This window comes from Xinfangfangia pollutisoli (genome assembly GCF_020179405.1).
Lineage (GTDB): Bacteria > Pseudomonadota > Alphaproteobacteria > Rhodobacterales > Rhodobacteraceae > Pseudogemmobacter > Pseudogemmobacter pollutisoli.
Window position 1 is genome coordinate 14,273 of the sequence record NZ_JAICBZ010000008.1, and the last position, 16,379, is coordinate 30,651.

Below are 16,379 nucleotides of genomic sequence, written 5' to 3' on the forward strand. Positions count from 1 at the left end.
CCTATTCAGGCCGCAGCGCCACGCGCCCGGTCTCGGTCAGCAGAAAGGCCTCGCGCCCCTCGATCACCACAGCGCTCAGCGGGCCGCCATAGGCGGCCGAACTGTCGATGTTCAGCCGGTTGCCATGGTGATGCGGCGCGGGAATGGCGGTATGGCCATGCACGACCAGAAAGCCATGGTCGCGCATGTCTTCCAGAAACGGCTGGCGGATCCAGACCAGATCGTCCTCGACCTGATCCTCCATCGCCACGCCGGGCCTTATGCCCGCATGCACGAAGACCACATCGCCGATCCGGTGCCAGCAGGGCCGCGCCGCCAGAAAGGCCTGATGCGGCTCGGGCACCTTCTTCAGCGCCTCGTCATGCACCGGCGCCACCGGCCGGTCGCCGGCATGGCGCACCCCGTAGGAGACCAGCGTCTCGGCGCCGCCCAGCCGCGGATGCAGCCAGGAATATTCCGAACGCAGGCCCGGCTCGGGCTCGGTCGGGTCGCGCAGGAAGCGGCTGAACATCCGGTCGTGATTGCCCTTCAGCACCACCCAGTCGCGCCCGTCCTCGATTCCCTGCCGCAGATGCTCGACCACGCCGCGGCTGTCGGGGCCGCGATCGACCAGATCGCCGACATGGATCACCGGGCCCGGCCCATGGATCGCCATATCCGCCGCGATCCGCGCATGGGCCGCCTGAAGAAGGTCAAGATGACCGTGGATATCGCCGATGGCATAGCAGTGCATGCCGCCTGCTTAGGCCCGTGCCGATGCGGTGACAAGCGCGAAGCGGCGGTTCAGCCCGGCGCCCGCCTGTGCTATGTCAGCGCAAACAGTCGGAAAGGATGCGGCGATGGAACCTGCCCGGATCGGCCTGATCGGCCTTGGCACCATGGGCGCCGCCTTGGCGCTGAACATCGCGGAAAAGGGCCACCGCATCGCGGTCTGGAACCGCACCGCCCAGGTCACGCGCGATTTCCACGCCGCGGCCGGCGCACTGGCCGACCGCATCCTGCCCACCGATTCGCTTCCGGCGCTGGTCGCCGCCATCGCGCCGCCGCGCGCGATCATCCTGATGGTGCCCGCCGGCCCCGTGGTCGACAGCCAGATCGCCGCGTTGCGCCCTCTTCTGGCGCCGGATGACCTGATCATCGACGCCGGCAACGCCAATTTCCACGACACCGAACGCCGCAGCGCCGAGGCGCAGGCCAAGGGGCAGGCCTTTCTGGGCATGGGCGTGTCGGGCGGGGAAGAGGGCGCGCGCCACGGCCCCTCGATCATGGGCGGCGGCCCGCGGGCGGCCTGGGACCGGGTGGCTCCGGTGCTGGAAACCATCGCGGCCCGGCATGACGGCACGCCCTGCGCGACCTGGATGGGCCCGGGCGGGGCGGGGCATTTCGTCAAGACCGTGCATAACGGCATCGAATATGCCGATATGCAGATGATCGCCGAGGCCTACGGGCTGATGCGCGATGGGCTGGGCCTAACCTCTGCCCAGATCGCGCCGGTCTTTGCCGGCTGGAACGCGGGCCCGCTGAAATCCTACCTGATTGAGATTTCCGCCGCCGTCGCCGCCGCGACCGACCCCGAAACCGGCGCCGCGATGCTGGATGTGATCGTGGATGCCGCCGGCCAGAAGGGCACCGGCCGCTGGACCGCGATCGAGGCCCAGCACCTGGCCGCCCCGATCCCGGTGATCGAGGCGGCGGTCTCGGCCCGCAACGTCTCGGCCCGCCGTGCCGAACGGGCGCAGGGCCAGGCCGAATTCGGCGCTGGCCCTCAGCCGCTGGACCTGCCGCTTGCGGATCTGGAAGGCGCGCTGATCGCGGGCAAGATCCTGTGCTACGCGCAGGGCTTCACCATGCTGGCGGCGGCGTCCGAAAGCTTCGGCTGGGGCGTGCCCCTGCCCGAATGCGCGAAAGTCTGGCGCGCCGGCTGCATCATCCGCTCGGCCATGCTGGACGACATGGCCCGGGCGCTGGCCGAAACCCCCGACCGCAACCTGATCCTCGCGCCTGCCTTCGCGGCGCTGCTACACCAGCACCATGGCGCGCTGCGCCGGGTGGTGGCAGCGGCGGCGCTCCATGGCCATGCCCTGCCGGCCCTGTCGGCGGGCCTGGCCTGGTTCGACGCGATGCGCACCGCGCGCGGCACGGCGAACATGATCCAGGGCCAGCGCGATTTCTTCGGCGCCCATGGCTTCGACCGGCTGGACGGCAAACCCGTCCATCACGGCCCCTGGGGCGACCACGGCTAAGGGGCTTCGGGGGGCGCTTCCGGGTCGGGCAGCATCGTGTAGGACTGAAAGTTCACATCGCCCGACCAGCGCCAGGCCGCCAGCAGCCCCTGCGGCCCGGCCTGGAACGCATGCGGCATCCCTGACGGGTGGTGGATCATCTCGCCCGGCCCCCGCCGGCGCTTGTCCGCGCCCGCCCGCCACACGGCCCCGCCGGCCAGGATCACATAGGTCTCGTCGGCATCGTGATTGTGAAGCGCGTAATAGCTGCCGGGCCGCTGCCAGAACAACCCGACCAGCAGATCCTCGCAGCGGATCGGATCGCCTGGCCCCAGCAGAGTGGCCGAAGCGGTGGCCGCCGCCGCCTCGGCGCTTAACTTGCCATCCGCCGGATTGGTCCCCCAGGGCAGGCAAGGCTGCGCCGCCGCGACCAAAGCCGCCGCCGGATGCGCGCCCGGCGCGGATGCCGTGGCGAAAAGCTCGGCCTCAAACCCGCAGTTCGGCTGTGCCGCCCAAAGATCGCCGCCCATCGCCCCGCGCAGCAGCGCCGCCGACCGTAAGGCCGCCTCCCGCCCCTCGCCCGCAAAAATCCCGGCCAGGGCCGCCAGCAAAGCATCCATATCCGCGTTGCGCATGCTCACCCCTGCGATGCCCGCCGCAGCCTCCCGCAACCCGGCGCAAAAGAAAAGGGCCAGGAAAATCCCCTGGCCCCTTCCTCTCTGCAAAAATATCCCACGGGGGCCCGGGGGTGTGAAACCCCCGGCGCTTGCCGCCCCTCAAGCCCCTTCGAAATGCAGGGGCTTCACCTGCTGGAACATCCCCGTCGCGTTCAGCGTCTCGACCACTTTCGGGTCGATCTGCTGGTCCAGATACAGGATCGCGATCGCATCCTGCCCCACGCCCGACCGGCCCAGGGTAAAGTTCGCGATGTTCACCCCGTTCTTGCCCATGGTCATGCCCAGAAGCCCGATGATCCCCGGCACGTCCTCATTGGTGGTGTACAGCATATGCTCGCCCACCTCGGCGTCGATATTGATGCCCTTGATCTGGATGAAGCGCGGCTTGCCATCCGAGAAACAGGTCCCCGCGACCGAACGCTCGCGCTTGTCGGTCACCATCGTCACCTTGATATAGGCGTCGAAGACCCCGGTCTTGTCCTGCCGCGTGGTCGAGATCTGGATGCCCTTGTCCTTGGCCACGACCGGGGCCGAGACCAGGTTCACATCCGGGTTCTGCGCCTTCAGCACCCCCGCGATCACCGCCTGGTTCAGCGCGGCAATGTTCATGTCGGCGACCTTGCCGTCATAAAGGATGTTGATCGCGCGGATCGGCTCGTCCGTCATCTGGCCGATGAAGCTGCCCAGATGGCCCGCAAGCTTGATCCAGGGGCCCATGACGGCCGCCTCTTCCGCTGTCACATTCGGCATGTTCAGCGCGTTTTGCACCGCACCCGTCAGCAGGTAATCCGACATCTGCTCGGCCACCTGCAGCGCCACATTCTCCTGCGCTTCGGTGGTGGACGCACCCAGATGCGGGGTGACGACGACATTCGGCAGCCCGAACAGCGGGCTTTCCGTCGCCGGCTCCACCTCGAACACGTCGAAGGCCGCGCCCGCGACATGGCCCGATTTCAGCGCCTCGGCCAGGGCCTTCTCGTCGACCAGCCCGCCCCGCGCGCAGTTGATGATCCGCACGCCCTTCTTGGTCTTGGCCAGGTTTTCCGCATTCAGGATGCCGCGGGTCTTGTCGGTCAGCGGCACATGCAGGGTGATGAAATCGGCCCGCGTCAGCAGCTCGTCCAGCTCTACCTTCTGCACGCCCAACTGCTTGGCGCGCTCTTCCGACAGGAAGGGATCATAGGCCACCACCTTCATGTGCAGCCCCACCGCGCGGTCGCAGACGATGCCGCCGATATTGCCCGCGCCGATCACGCCGAGCGTCTTGTTGAACAGCTCGACCCCCATGAATTTCGACTTCTCCCATTTCCCGGCATGGGTGGAAGTCGAGGCTTCGGGCAATTGCCGCGCCACCGCGAACATCATCGCGATGGCATGTTCGGCCGTCGTCACCGAATTGCCGAACGGCGTGTTCATCACGATCACGCCCTTCTTCGAGGCCGCCGGAATATCGACATTGTCGACGCCGATCCCGGCGCGGCCGACAACCTTCAGCTTGGTCGCGCCTTCCAGCAGCTTTTCGGTCACCTTGGTCGCCGAGCGGATCGCCAGGCCATCATATTGGCCGATGATTTCAGCCAGCTTTTCCTTGTCCTTGCCAAGTTTCGGCATGTAATCGACCTCGACGCCACGGTCGCGGAAGATCTGCACGGCGGTTTCGCTCAATTCGTCGGAAACGAGAACGCGAGGGCGGGCCATCATGGGGCTCCTGTATGGGGGAATTGGGGGGGGGTAGGGGGCGGGGATCACCCCGCCGCCCGCAAATCAGGCCGCTTGCGACAGCGCCGCGATCTCGGCGTTGAAGGCGTATTCGACCCAGGGCATCAGCGCCTGCACGTCCGAAGTCTCGACCGTCGCACCACACCAGATCCGCAGACCGGGGGGGGCGTCGCGATAGGCGCCGGCATCCAGCGCCACGCCGTCCTTCTCCAGCCGCTTGGCCACGGCCTTGGCGAAGGCCGCCCCGTCGGTGATGCGCGGATCGGTGAACTTCAGGCACACGCTGGTGCAAGACGCCGTCGCCGGATCCACCGCCAGATTGGCGATCCAACCCTTGCCCTTGATGAAATCGGCAATCGCCTTGGCATTGGCTTCCGACCGGGCAATCAGCCCCTTCAGCCCGCCAATCGTCTTGGCCCATTTCAGCGCGACCAGATAGTCTTCCACGCACAGCATCGAGGGCGTGTTGATCGTCTCGCCGACGAAGATCCCTTCGGAAATCTTGCCCTTCGAGGTCATGCGGAAGATCTTCGGCAGCGGCCAGGCGGGCGTATAGGTTTCAAGCCGTTCCACCGCGCGCGGCGACAGGATCAGGACGCCATGCCCGCCCTCGCCACCCAGCACCTTCTGCCAGCTGAAGGTCACAACATCCAGCTTGGCCCAGTCCATGTCCATGGCAAAGGCCGCGCTGGTCGCATCGCAGATCGTCAGGCCCTGGCGATCGGCCGGGATCGCATCGGCATTGGGCAGCCGCACGCCCGAGGTCGTGCCGTTCCAGGTGAAGACCACATCCTTGTCGAAATCGACCGTCGCGAAATCGACGATCTCGCCATAGGGGGCCTTCTTCACGGTGGCATCCAGCTTCAGCTGCTTGACCACATCGGTCACCCAGCCTTCGCCGAACGATTCCCAGGCCAGCATTTCCACCGGGCGCGCGCCCAGCAGGCTCCACAGCGCCATCTCGACGGCGCCGGTATCCGAGGCGGGCACGATGCCGATGCGGTATTCCGCCGGCACGCCCAGAATGTCACGGGTAAGGTCGATCGCCTCTTTCAGCTTGGCCTTGCCGATGGCGGCACGGTGCGAACGCCCAAGGGGCGCATCAGCCAGCATGTCGAGCGAGAAACCGGGGATCTTCGCGCAAGGGCCCGAAGAGAAACGCGGATTGGCCGGGCGCGTTGCCGGGGCGGTCAGTGCCATGTCTGGTATCCTTCCAGATATATGCCCTTCGTTGGGGAAGGGTGTCCCGCCGCCGGGACTATCCGCCCTGAGAAAAGACTGCAAGGAAAAAAGGAAGCTGCGCGAATATGGGGGAACGTCCGTGCAGATCGACGCGGAACGATGCACGAAGCGCCGCGGGCAAGCCGCGGAAGATCCGCAAAACGGCCTGCGTGGCTTCCGGGATGGCCTTGGCCGGTTCCACCTCGCGGTCGCGGCTTTCCTCCGCTGTCCCAAGCGCGTGCGGGTGCGCCTCTTGCGGCGGCGCGGGCTGCGAGCGTTGTGGTGGCACCGGTGTCGGGCGGCGGGACGTGCAGGCGGAACGGCTGGCGTTCTAACCGCCGGGCTTCTCGAAGCGCAGCTGCACGCGGGTGATCTGCTCGCCTTCGCGCGGGCCGGGTCGCAGGACTTTGGCGCGCGGGCGCAGGTCTTCGGGCAGGGTGGAAAGCCGCAAAGTGCCGGTGCGGCCGGATTGGGTAACCAGGCCGGCGGCCTGTGTCGGGTCGATCCCGAACCGCGCGAGCGCCATCGCCAGCGTCGGAAACCGAGTTCCAGGCGGCAGCGCGGCAAGCGCCGCCTCGCGTGCCCGGGCATCGGCGGGCAGCAGGGCAAGCGTCTCGGGCGCGGCGAGGTAAAGTTCAACCAACCCCTCGACATCCTGCACCCGTACCTGCCAGCTCTGCCCGGCCCAATCCATCGCGAAGGGGGTGCCGTCAAGCCGCGGCCGTCCGGGCAGCGGCGCGGGGCTGGCCATCGCATCGCCGACCAGCCCGCGGAGCCGATCCGTCAGCGCATCCTGCGCGGCGCGGTCGTGGAGGTCGGTGGTGAGGCGCGAGAGAAGGCGCAGGGAAGTCTGGCTGCGGGATTGCAGGGCGAGGGTGATCGCGGCGAGGAGGAGGAGAAGGGCGAGAGTGGGGAGGAGAGCGAAGCCGTGTCGGTTTGAAGGCTCCGACGGACCATTGCCGATTTCCAAAAAATGGAATGACCCATTTTGACTTGATTTAGGTGACTTTATAGAATCGCGCAAGTCTGTCAATAGAAAGTCGGTACAAGCATCGCAACTCCTCCATGTGACAAGAGCTCGAAGTCCCCGAAGCCGGTATTATGGATCAACCTCCCGCCCATCCACGTAGCGATGAACAGATTGCCACCGCGGCTCCCCCAAGAAATTCCTCAAAAGTCGCTCTGTATTATCATGAACTTTATTCCTGTCATGAATTTTAAATACAACAGCGAGCGTCCACACGCGGAACACAGACGCCTCACCCTCAAATTTCACCCGTATCGTTGAGAGAAGATCTCTTCCTGATTTCTCATGACAACTCAAGCCTGGCGCCTCCCCATACGCCTCGCATGTCATATTACTCTTTTCAAGATAATTTTTTAGGTCGGACGATATGGTGTAAGCAGAAGCGCCCGCCCCGAATTCTGAAATTGGTACGGTTAACAACGTCTCGAAGCTCTGCTGGGTACAAGCAGAAACGCCCAACATTAAGGCAATTATCGCAATGCACCATTTTTTCATCATAAGTGCACCCTTCGGAATGGCTCAAACAAGCCATAATCTATGGCGATTCGAACGGCAATCATGCTATGCCGGTATCCCGGACGCCATGAGCTGCCTGGACGCATGTGCATCAAAGTGGTGTTCTTCAAAACGCCACCGATTGCTGGTGTAGTTGTCAATGGATATCCAACTACTGCGTAATTCTGGACGTCGATAACAGGGTCGAAGACTCGTCTGGCCGTACGCAGGGAAGTGATAAGTGATTCTCCTGCGCTATTGTGCAATTTTGCCTCTCTGTAAGGTCCGTAACTCAATCCCCATACTGCCGCCTGAGCGAGCCCCCCTCCTAGAGAATGGCCGGTGAATGAGAGGTCGCCCCCCTGATTATAAACGGCTTTTGCTACTCTTCTACCAAGATTTACTGCTTGAACGTACTGCTCGGATGCCCCTGAGAGCTCTTTTCCATTTTGGCGCCAATCAGTACAGGAGAGGCAGCCCTCAGTTCCGGCGAAAGCGAGTGTATATTCCCCAGTTTCAGTATTCTGATACAGTCTAGCCTTCAGTCCAGTTTCCTCATCGACAAACTGGTCCGGATTTAGGCCCATCTCTTTAAGCCCCAACCATCGATAACTCCGAAACCTTCTGGTGCGTCAGTGTCGTTGTCATAGACATCTTCTAAGAGCTTCGCCCCGTCCTTGTACGTAAGGTTCCCACCCGGATCCATCTTATTAACCGGATCATTGTGGGAATACGCATACCTGTTTGTCCCGACGCCTGGCATGGTCACTTCAAACCAGTCGGGCTGGACGAACATGCCCAGCACCGGATCATAATACCTGGCGTTCAGATACTGCAGCCCGGCATCGGCGTCGTAGCGCTCGCCGATCCAGCCCTTGGTCTCGGGTGCGGTCTGGCCGGGCGAGAGCCATTCTGACTGCGCGCCGAAGGGCATGTAGACCGCCTTCTCGATGACCTCGGCCGCGGGCGTGGTGATCGCGCGGACCGAGCCCAGGTGGTCGCGGTGCAGATAGGTCGCCTCGGCCGGGGTCCTGCCGTTCACCAGTTTCACATTCGGATGCGGGTAGGTGATCACATGTTCGGTGGCCAGCTTCCAGTCCCGGATCTCGACCACGCCAAAATAGACCGTCGCTGGGGCGCTGGCCGGGATCGTCGCGCAATCCTGCGTGGTCGCAAGATTGTCGATCTTCTTCAGCCGTTTGCCGTCGGCGCCATAGACATAGCAGGTCTTCTTGCCGGCGAATGTCACCGACAGCGGCCGGTTCTCGCCATCATAGGTTATCACCTTGCCGCCCAGCCCGGTCAGCATGTTGCCATTGGCGTCATAGGTGAAGTCACAAGCGCTCGCGCTGTCGCCCCAGGTGTCCTGCCGCTTGATCCGCCCAGTGGCGGACCGGGAAAAGCCCACGCCATAGAAGGCGGTCGTGGTGCCGGGCCGCAACCCTGCGATCTGATTGATCCAGCCTCTGCCTGCGGCGTATTGAATGCTTTCCGTGACCCGATTGGCGTAGGGGGGCAGGGGGGCCGCTTCCTTGCGGAGGCGGAATCACGCCGCGCGCGGTTGATGAGCGGGTCCTTGACCCTCGTCTCCTGACCCTGCCGCGCCTTCTGGTCTTCGCCGCGGTTTGGGCGGCCGTGCCGGCCGCCCCTCTGCCTGTGATCGGCGTCTCGCCGCTGCCGGAAGGCCCGTTACTGGACCTGGGCGATTTCCGCATCCATCCGCGCGCGCGCCTTCTTCGGCAGCTTGGCGGTCTGTGCGGCATCAAGATTGGCCGGCGCATCGCCGACCTGGATCAGCGCCACCATGCCCATCGCGAAATGCGGCGTGCATTTCACCCCGTACAGCCCGGCCTCGGTCACGGTCAGCGTGTATTCCTCGTTGATATTGCTTTTGAACGGCTCGACGCCCGCGGGCAGGATCTCTTTGATCGCCTCGACATTGTGGCTCTTGTCGGTCGGGATGAAATGGATCGTGTCGCCGGGTTCCGCCTTCACGAAGGCCGGCTCGAACACCATGGCGCCCGCCTGGCCCTTGTTCAGCATGTGAACTTCATGTTCGGCGGCAAATCCGGCCCCGGCCAGGGCAAGCACAAGGGCAGGAGCGGCGAGAAGGGTGGCAAGTTTCATGTCTGATCTCCGATGATGCGGATCGTGGCTTTGATCCGTTGCAGGCATCTCTAGGCCAAAGTCGCGGCCCTGACTTTGCGCGAACGCAAAGACCAGGAAACATCTTTGCCCGTCCAGGGGCGCGGCCGCGGCAACGGCAGGGGGCGCTAGCCCTGTGGATCGGCGATCCTGGCCAGGCCCGCGGCATCGATCACGGTCAGCTTCTGCCGCCCGCCCTCGACCAGCCCCTGACCCTCCCAGGCCGAAAGCAGCCGCGAGACGGTGTGCAGGGTGGTGCCGGTCATTTCCGCAATGTCCTGCCGGGTGATCGGAAAGTCGATGCGCGTACCCGCGGCCTCGACCCGGCCCGCCTTCTCGGCAAGCCGCAAGACGGCATGGGCGACGCGGCGCTCGACCTCTTGGGTCGACATCTCGCGCAGGCGGGTATGCGCCTCGTCCAGCCGCTGGCCGATGGTCTGCATCGCGTTGATCGCAAGGCGGGGATTGGTCTCGACCACCGCATCCCAATCGGCCATTGGCCAGGAAATCACCAGCGATTCCACCGCAGCCTTGGCCGTGCCCGGATAATCGGGCCGGGCCAGCGCGCGGGCAAAACCGAACAGATCGCCGGGATGGACGACCCGCACCATCACCTGCTGACCATCGGCCGTGACCTGGCTGACCTTCAGCCTTCCATGCAGCAGCAGATAGAAGGCCACCGCCTGGCTGCCCTGCTCGAACACCGTATCGCCCTGCAAAACCCGGACCGGCGTGGCACGCGCCATCAGACGCGCCAGCGCCGCCGGCTCCATCTGGCGGAACAGCGGAAGATTTCGCACCAGGGAGATGTCGATCGCCACGCTTTGCGCTTTCACTCAGGCCCTTCCCTTCGGTGCCGCAAAACGGGGCAGAATCAAAGCATTGATATTCATCCCGGCGCAAATACGCGCGCCAGGGTGTTCTTATGGCGCCCTGGGGGGGGCGAAAGGCGGCCGGGCAGGTCCTAGCCCCGCGCGCGAACCAGCCGAAACCCCAGATTGGCGGGCGGCACGCCCACCGAGCAGCCGCCCGATTTCGGATCGCGGACAAAGTCGATCATCGCGGCGCGGTGCAGCCCCTCGGCGATATAGATGCCGCAGCTTTCCGCTTCGCGCAGGATGCGGCCTTCCGCGTCGATCTCGCCCCGGCGCAGGCAGGTCGAGGTCCATTCCCAGACCGCGCCGCCAATGTCATGCACGCCCAAAGCGTTGACATTCAACCGGCCCACCGGCCGCAATGCGCGGTCCAGATCGCGCGACCGCGCCGATTCGCGCTGATATTCCGCCAGCCAGCGTGTGGCCGGGTTCGCGGGGTCGCTTTCGACGCCCAGCGCATCGTCGCGGAACAGATCGGCCGCCGCATAGGCCCATTCCACATCGGTGGGCAGCCGCCAGGTCTGGCCGGTGCGGTCCGACAGCCAGGCCGCATAGGCCTGCGCATCATACCAGTTCACCGCGGTGACCGGCAGATCGGGATCGGCCGCGATCTGGCCCGGGGCCGCGCAGGCGCCATCGGCCACGCAGGCCATCCAGTCGCCATGGCTGACCGGCAGGGCCATGATATCGACCGGCGCCGGGATCGAGACGACAACCCGCGGCGCATCCGCCGGCAGCCCGTCCCTTTTCCATTCGCCGTCAAGACGATGCTCGAACGGGGTGGGATCAAGCCGCACCACTTGCGGCGCCAGCGGCCCGCCAGCCGGCGGCGCGTCGGCCCAACCGGGCAGCTCAATCTGCACCAGTCCCGCCAGCGCCGCAACGACGACCGAGACGAAAACAAGGCCGGTCTGCATGGCCGATCTCCGGTGAAAATCGCCCGCTGCGCGGAACGGCCCGCGCAGCGGTAAGGGTCAATCGCGGATCTGATCAGATCGGGCTGGGCGCCAGGACCTGCATCATCAGATCGTCATTCCAGTCGCCCTCGACCACCACATGCGCGGCGGCGCCAAGTTCGAACGCCTCGATCAGATTGTGGTTCACATAGGCGTAGATGCCAGGCTGTTCGAAGGTGTAGACCATCAGGCCCGCCGTGCCGCCGGGGATGAACCAGGTTTCCAGACCGCGCTCGGGCGGGTTGTTGAACTTGCCCGTCGCCCAGACGTAATTGCCATGCCCGCCGATCAGGTGGGGGCGCGTGTCGCGGTTCGCCTGGCCATGGATGAAGGCCACCGTCTCGCCGACCTTCGCCTTCATCGCATTGTCGCCGGTCAGCGCCCCCACCGCGCCGTTGAACACGACATGGCTCGGCGTCAGCGTCCGCATCACCGCCAGCACATCTTCATAGCTTTCGCCGGGGCTGTCATATTGCTTCCAGTTGCCCGCCTCGTCGCGCGGCACGTAGAAATCCTGCTCGCCGATGTAGAAGACCTTGTCATAGGTCACCGGCTCGCCCTCGGGGCCTTTCAGCCCGTCGCGCGGCAGCACCATGATCACGCCATTCATCCCCGAGACGACATGCCAGGCCACCATGCCCGGAGGGGCGCAGTGATAGACGAAGACGCCCGGTTTCGTGGCCTTGAAACGCAGCACCGTCTTTTCGCCCGGATTGATCTGGGTCAGCGCCCCGCCGCCAAGCGCCCCGGTCGAGGCGTGGAAGTCGATGTTGTGCATCAATTCGTTGGTGTCGGGGTTGATCAGCGTCAGTTCGACATAATCCCCCTCATGCACCACCATCAGCGGGCCGGGCACCGTGCCATTGAAGGTCGAGGCCCAATAGGTGGCGCCGCTGTCGTCGAGGGTGATCTTCTTCTCGACGATCGTCATCTCGAATTCGACGACTTTCGGGCCGCCGGTGGCCACCTGTTCATGCTCATGCACGAAGGGCGGATCGACCAGCTTCACCTTCACGCGCGGCAGGCTGGAGATATCGGTCGCGGCGGCCGGGGTCAGAACCCCTTTGGTTTCCGCGGCGGCCTGGCGGATCTGGGTCATCGCGCCGGCAATGGCGGCGCCGGCAAGCAAGGTACGACGGCTGACGGGCAGGGTGGTCATGGCAGGGTCCTTTCGCTGATCTTTCTGAAGCGGGTCCGGTTGCGATCCGGTTAACGCAACCATGGCCGAACCCGGCGCCTGCTTCGTTGCGCAAGATCAAACGCGGGGGGGCGAAAGGCCCCGTTGCTTGCGGCAGCACAAAGAGCGGGGCGATTTCCGCACTAGCTGTGGGGGGAAAGCTGACATCGCACAGAAAGAGTCCCAGCCATGACCTTCTCCAAACGTCCCCGTATTCCGCGCGGCCTGAACCAGCAGGGGCCGGCGCTGTGGTCCTATGGGTTCCGGCCGTTTTTCCTGGGCGGTGCGGTCTGGGCGGTGGTGACCATGCTGCTGTGGATCCTGGCGCTGGCGCGCGGCCTGCCCCTGGGCGGCGATTTCGGCGCCGCGCTGTGGCATGCGCATGAGATGGTGTTCGGCTTCGCGCCGGCGGTTCTGGCCGGGTTCCTTCTGACCGCGATTCCGAACTGGACCGGCAGCCTGCCGGTGTCGGGGCGGCCGCTGATCGGGCTGGTGGCGCTGTGGCTGGCCGGCCGGCTTGCCATGGCCGCGGCCGGGGCGATGGGCACGGTCCTGGCCTCGGTCCTGGATGCGGCCTTCCTGCCCGTGCTTCTGGGTCTTTGCGCGCGTGAGATCGTGCGGGGCCGCAAATGGAAGGATCTGAAAGTGCTGGCCGGGCTGCTTGCCATCAGCCTTGGCAATCTGGGCTTTCATCTGGCCCTGCATCTGGGCGGCGCGCCGCATCTGTGGCTTCGGGCGGCGGTGGCGGGCTATGTGGCGCTGATCCTGATCATCGGCGGCCGCATCCTGCCCAGTTTCACCCGCAACTGGCTGAGCCAGCGCGGCGCCGCGCGGCTGCCTGTCGCCTATAACCGCTTCGACATGGGGGTGATCGTGGTATCGGCGGGCGCGCTGGCGGCCTGGGTCGCCGCACCCGAGGCGCGGCTGATCGCGGCCCCGGCGCTGGTCGCGGCGGCGCTGAACGTCGCAAGGCTGGCGCGCTGGTGCGGGGCCTTGGTCACCGGGGAAGGACTGCTCTTGGTCCTGCATCTGGCCTATGCCTTTGTCCCGCTTGGCTTTCTTGCCATCGCCCTGGCCGCGCTTGGGCTGGTCCAGCCGGTCTCGGCGCTGCATGTGCTGACCGTGGGGGTGATCGCCACGATGATGCTGGCGGTGATGACGCGGGCGACGCGGGGCCATACCGGCCGGGCGCTGACCGCCTCGGCCCTGACCATTCTGGCCTATTTCTGCCTGTTCGCGGCGGCGCTGGCGCGGCCCCTGGCCGATCTGACCGGCGTGCCGGGGCTGATGGAGGCGTCAGGGGCGCTGTGGATCCTGGCCTTCGGGCTGTTCCTGCTGGAATATGGCCCGATGCTGGTCCGGGATCGGCGCAAGCCGCGGGCCGCGGCGGGCTAACCGGCGCCATGGGCCCAATCGCATGAAACAGGCCCGCATCTGCGGGCCTGTTCCGGTTCAGAAGGCCTGCGCCTCCATCCGGTCTGGCGTCCAGGGCGGATCCCAGGTCAGACAGACCTCGGCCCGGTCGATCCCCGGCACCGCCAGCACGGCGGCCTCGACGCCCTGGCGCAGCATCTCGGTCAGGGGGCAGCCGCGGCTGGTGGTGGTCATGGTGACCTGCGCGAAGCCGCCCGAAAGCCGCGCCTCGTAGATCATACCCATCGCCATCAGGTCGCGCCCGGTTTCCGGGTCGACCACCCCGCGCAGCGCCTGCAGCAGTCCGTCGCGCGGATCAGTCATCCTGCGCCCCCGCCCGCACCATCAGCCGGTAAGTCTGCCCGTCGCCCGCATAATTCCCCGCCCATTCATGGCCGCGCTGCGCCAGTTCGGGAAACAGGAACATCGGCTCGCGGTCGAGAAGGGCAAACAGCACCGCGCCGGGCGGCAGCAGGCTGATCTCTTCCAAGATCCGCACCATCGGCTGCGGCGGTTCCAGCCCCAGCAGGTCCAGCTCCAGCACCGGATCGGGCCAGAACCCCGCCCCGGGGGCCGAGCCGGGCGCCATGCCCAGATCCGCCAGCCCCGCGCCCTGCGGCGTGAAGGTCACCTCCCAGACCCCATCCGCGCGCTGTCGGTCGGCGCAGTCAAAGCCGCGATTGGCCATGACGTTGAACAGCGGCGCCGGGCGGAAGGGCGCCAGCATCCGCAGCGCCTGGCCGCGGCGCAGCCCATCGACCGCCGCCATGATGGCGCCGAACGGCTCTTCGCCGCGGGCCAGCAGGGGGCGGACATCAAGTTCAAAAGGCGGGTGTGTTGTCATCTCTGGGTCTCAGTCTGAAGCGAGGGTTTCAGGAAAACGGGAAGGATCAGGGGCGGCAGACGGGCCGGCCGTTCGGATTTGGGCAGATGCGACAGGCTGCGGATCGCCACCAGCTCGGACAGGATCAGCAGCGCAGCGATCAGCAAGCCGCCCAGCGCCAGACGAAAGCCGACATGCGCCCCCGCCAGCAGGCACAGCGCGGCCGCGCCGGCAGACAGGCTCCACAGCGCCAGCGCCCAGGCGGCGCGGCGCGGCTGGGTCAGCTGCTGCACCAGCGGTACTTTGCGCCGACCGATCAGCGGCGCGAACACCTGGATCCAGGTCAGGAAGGCGGTGATGCGGATCATCTGCGACAAGGTCAGCGTCGACAGCCAGCCGACCAGCGCGGCAAATACGCCCGCCTCGGCCAGCGCGCCGCCCTGCAGCACCGCCAGCGGCATCAGCAGCACCGCCAGCGCCAGAAAGCCCAGCGCCACCCGGCTCCAGGCCATGTTCACCTCGGGCACCGGGCGCCGCCTTGCGCGCCAAAGCCGCCGCACATCGTGCAGATACAGCCCGCAGCCCGCCACCGACACTGCCGAGACGCCGATCAGCACCGGCATCACGCGGCCCCCCGCCGCCAGCAGCGCCAGACCGCCAAGCAGCAGCCCCGCCATCAGCGCCGCCAGGGCAAAGACGGCATGGCGCTGCCAGCTGGCGCCTTCGGGGGCGATCAGGAACATCGCGAACAGCTTGTAGCTGACCCCGAAGGCCGCCACGGTCAGAAAGCCGCCGATGCCGAACAGCAGATGCAGCGGCAAAGCCTGGCTCAGATCGACGACGACGCCGCTGCCTTCCAGCGTCAGCACCATTGCGACGCCGCTCAGCCACAGGCCCGCCAGCCCGACCAGCGCCAGCATCACCATCCGCACTTCGGCCAGCCGCAGGGTCTGCCGGGTGACCAGGGTTGCAAGGATCATGACCGTCAGCATGGCAAAGCCCGCGCCCAGAAGCGCCGGCCCCAGCAGAAAGAACGGCCGCAGGGTCGCCAGCCCGTTCAGGCCAAGAAACCCGCCCGCCAGGGCCAGCGTGCCGCAAGAAACCGCCAGCAGGGCTGGCAAGGCAAGCCGCGCATGGGCCAAAGGCCGGGCCGCCAGCACCGGCACGAATTGCACCAGCGCCCCCAGCATCACCTGCGCCAGCCAGCCCAGGGCGAAAAGATGCACGACGGCCAGCGCCTCGGGCCGGTCAAAGCCGCCGGGGCCAATATCCAGCGCCAGCGCCAGCACCAGGGCCAGCACAAGCGCGATCATGGCGCTGCCAAACCAGCTGAGCGTCCAGGGCGAAAGCGTTTTTCCCGGCATCCTCATCCCTCGGAAATCCGGTCTTGAAGATACAGCGATGCGAAATCCTGTCCTTGTTCCGCATCAAATATCGGCGCACCCGGCCGGACCGATTTGCAAGGGGGCCACGCGGATCTTCGCAAGCAGATCCGCCCGAGTCGCGATCAGGGTTAACGAATGCCCTGCGCCGCGCGCGTAGAGACGGAAGGAAGACCGAAGGAAGACGCGAAAAAGACCCGTCCACCCCGGCATATCCCGCGGATTAACCCAGCGTTCCCAAGCGTTT

At 65.9% G+C, this 16,379-nt stretch carries 15 protein-coding genes; 2 read left to right on the top strand and 13 right to left on the bottom strand.

Annotated features, from left to right (window positions below):
* Position 1: 1 nt before the first annotated feature.
* Positions 2-733 (bottom strand): metallophosphoesterase family protein, encoded by a 732-nt coding sequence (locus tag K1Y73_RS04910; protein WP_225026888.1) that lies wholly within the window; start codon positions 731-733, stop codon positions 2-4.
* A 106-nt stretch (positions 734-839) separates the two neighbouring features.
* On the opposite strand from K1Y73_RS04910, the gene gndA reads away from it, so the two are divergent.
* Positions 840-2,243, top strand: a complete 1,404-nt coding sequence (gene gndA, locus K1Y73_RS04915) for an NADP-dependent phosphogluconate dehydrogenase (protein ID WP_225026889.1) — start codon at positions 840-842, stop codon at positions 2,241-2,243.
* Here the strand turns inward: gndA and K1Y73_RS04920 are convergent.
* The 9 genes from K1Y73_RS04920 to nirK all read right to left on the bottom strand — a co-directional run bounded on the left by K1Y73_RS04920 (position 2,240) and on the right by nirK (position 12,496).
* Positions 2,240-2,857 (bottom strand): dimethylsulfonioproprionate lyase family protein, encoded by a 618-nt coding sequence (locus tag K1Y73_RS04920; protein ID WP_225026890.1) that lies wholly within the window; start codon positions 2,855-2,857, stop codon positions 2,240-2,242. The two genes, gndA and K1Y73_RS04920, sit on opposite strands and share 4 nt — an antisense overlap.
* A 141-nt stretch (positions 2,858-2,998) precedes the next feature.
* Positions 2,999-4,597: a phosphoglycerate dehydrogenase gene (gene serA, locus K1Y73_RS04925; RefSeq protein ID WP_225026891.1), complete on the bottom strand. Its 1,599-nt coding sequence runs from the start codon at positions 4,595-4,597 to the stop codon at positions 2,999-3,001.
* Positions 4,598-4,663: 66 nt separating this feature from the next.
* The gene (locus K1Y73_RS04930; protein WP_225026892.1) at positions 4,664-5,818 is read right to left on the bottom strand and encodes a phosphoserine transaminase; all 1,155 of its coding nucleotides are present in this window, start codon (positions 5,816-5,818) and stop codon (positions 4,664-4,666) included.
* Positions 5,819-6,170: 352 nt separating this feature from the next.
* Positions 6,171-6,809: a hypothetical protein gene (locus K1Y73_RS04935; protein ID WP_225026893.1), complete on the bottom strand. Its 639-nt coding sequence runs from the start codon at positions 6,807-6,809 to the stop codon at positions 6,171-6,173.
* Between the two features lie 1,129 nt (positions 6,810-7,938).
* A complete protein-coding gene (locus K1Y73_RS04940) occupies positions 7,939-8,802 on the bottom strand; it encodes an RHS repeat-associated core domain-containing protein (protein ID WP_225026895.1) in 864 nt (287 codons plus the stop codon).
* A 248-nt stretch (positions 8,803-9,050) separates the two neighbouring features.
* Complete coding sequence (locus K1Y73_RS04945) at positions 9,051-9,488, bottom strand: pseudoazurin (protein ID WP_225026897.1); 438 nt, start codon at positions 9,486-9,488, stop codon at positions 9,051-9,053.
* Between the two features lie 146 nt (positions 9,489-9,634).
* Positions 9,635-10,342: a Crp/Fnr family transcriptional regulator gene (locus K1Y73_RS04950; RefSeq protein WP_225026898.1), complete on the bottom strand. Its 708-nt coding sequence runs from the start codon at positions 10,340-10,342 to the stop codon at positions 9,635-9,637.
* A 128-nt stretch (positions 10,343-10,470) separates the two neighbouring features.
* Positions 10,471-11,298 (bottom strand): SUMF1/EgtB/PvdO family nonheme iron enzyme, encoded by an 828-nt coding sequence (locus K1Y73_RS04955; protein WP_225026900.1) that lies wholly within the window; start codon positions 11,296-11,298, stop codon positions 10,471-10,473.
* Between the two features lie 73 nt (positions 11,299-11,371).
* Positions 11,372-12,496, bottom strand: coding sequence for a copper-containing nitrite reductase (gene nirK / locus K1Y73_RS04960; RefSeq protein WP_225026901.1), 1,125 nt, complete (start codon positions 12,494-12,496; stop codon positions 11,372-11,374).
* Between the two features lie 207 nt (positions 12,497-12,703).
* Between nirK and K1Y73_RS04965 the strand changes: the two genes are divergently transcribed.
* Entirely contained in the window at positions 12,704-13,909 is a 1,206-nt protein-coding gene (locus K1Y73_RS04965) for an NnrS family protein (RefSeq protein WP_225026902.1), read from the top strand.
* Between the two features lie 57 nt (positions 13,910-13,966).
* On the opposite strand, the gene K1Y73_RS04970 is transcribed toward K1Y73_RS04965, so the two are convergent.
* Genes K1Y73_RS04970 through K1Y73_RS04980 form a run of 3 tightly spaced genes read right to left on the bottom strand, consistent with a single transcriptional unit; the run spans position 13,967 to position 16,114 of the window.
* Positions 13,967-14,251 carry a metal-sulfur cluster assembly factor gene (locus tag K1Y73_RS04970; RefSeq protein ID WP_225026903.1) on the bottom strand — a complete coding sequence of 95 codons (285 nt, stop codon included), beginning with the start codon at positions 14,249-14,251 and terminating at the stop codon, positions 13,967-13,969.
* On the bottom strand, positions 14,244-14,771 hold the full coding sequence (locus K1Y73_RS04975) for a DUF2249 domain-containing protein (protein WP_225026905.1): 528 nt from the start codon (positions 14,769-14,771) through the stop codon (positions 14,244-14,246). Before K1Y73_RS04975 ends, K1Y73_RS04970 begins: the two co-directional genes overlap by 8 nt.
* The gene (locus K1Y73_RS04980) at positions 14,768-16,114 is read right to left on the bottom strand and encodes a hypothetical protein (protein WP_225026907.1); all 1,347 of its coding nucleotides are present in this window, start codon (positions 16,112-16,114) and stop codon (positions 14,768-14,770) included. Before K1Y73_RS04980 ends, K1Y73_RS04975 begins: the two co-directional genes overlap by 4 nt.
* Between the last annotated feature and the right edge of the window lie 265 nt (positions 16,115-16,379).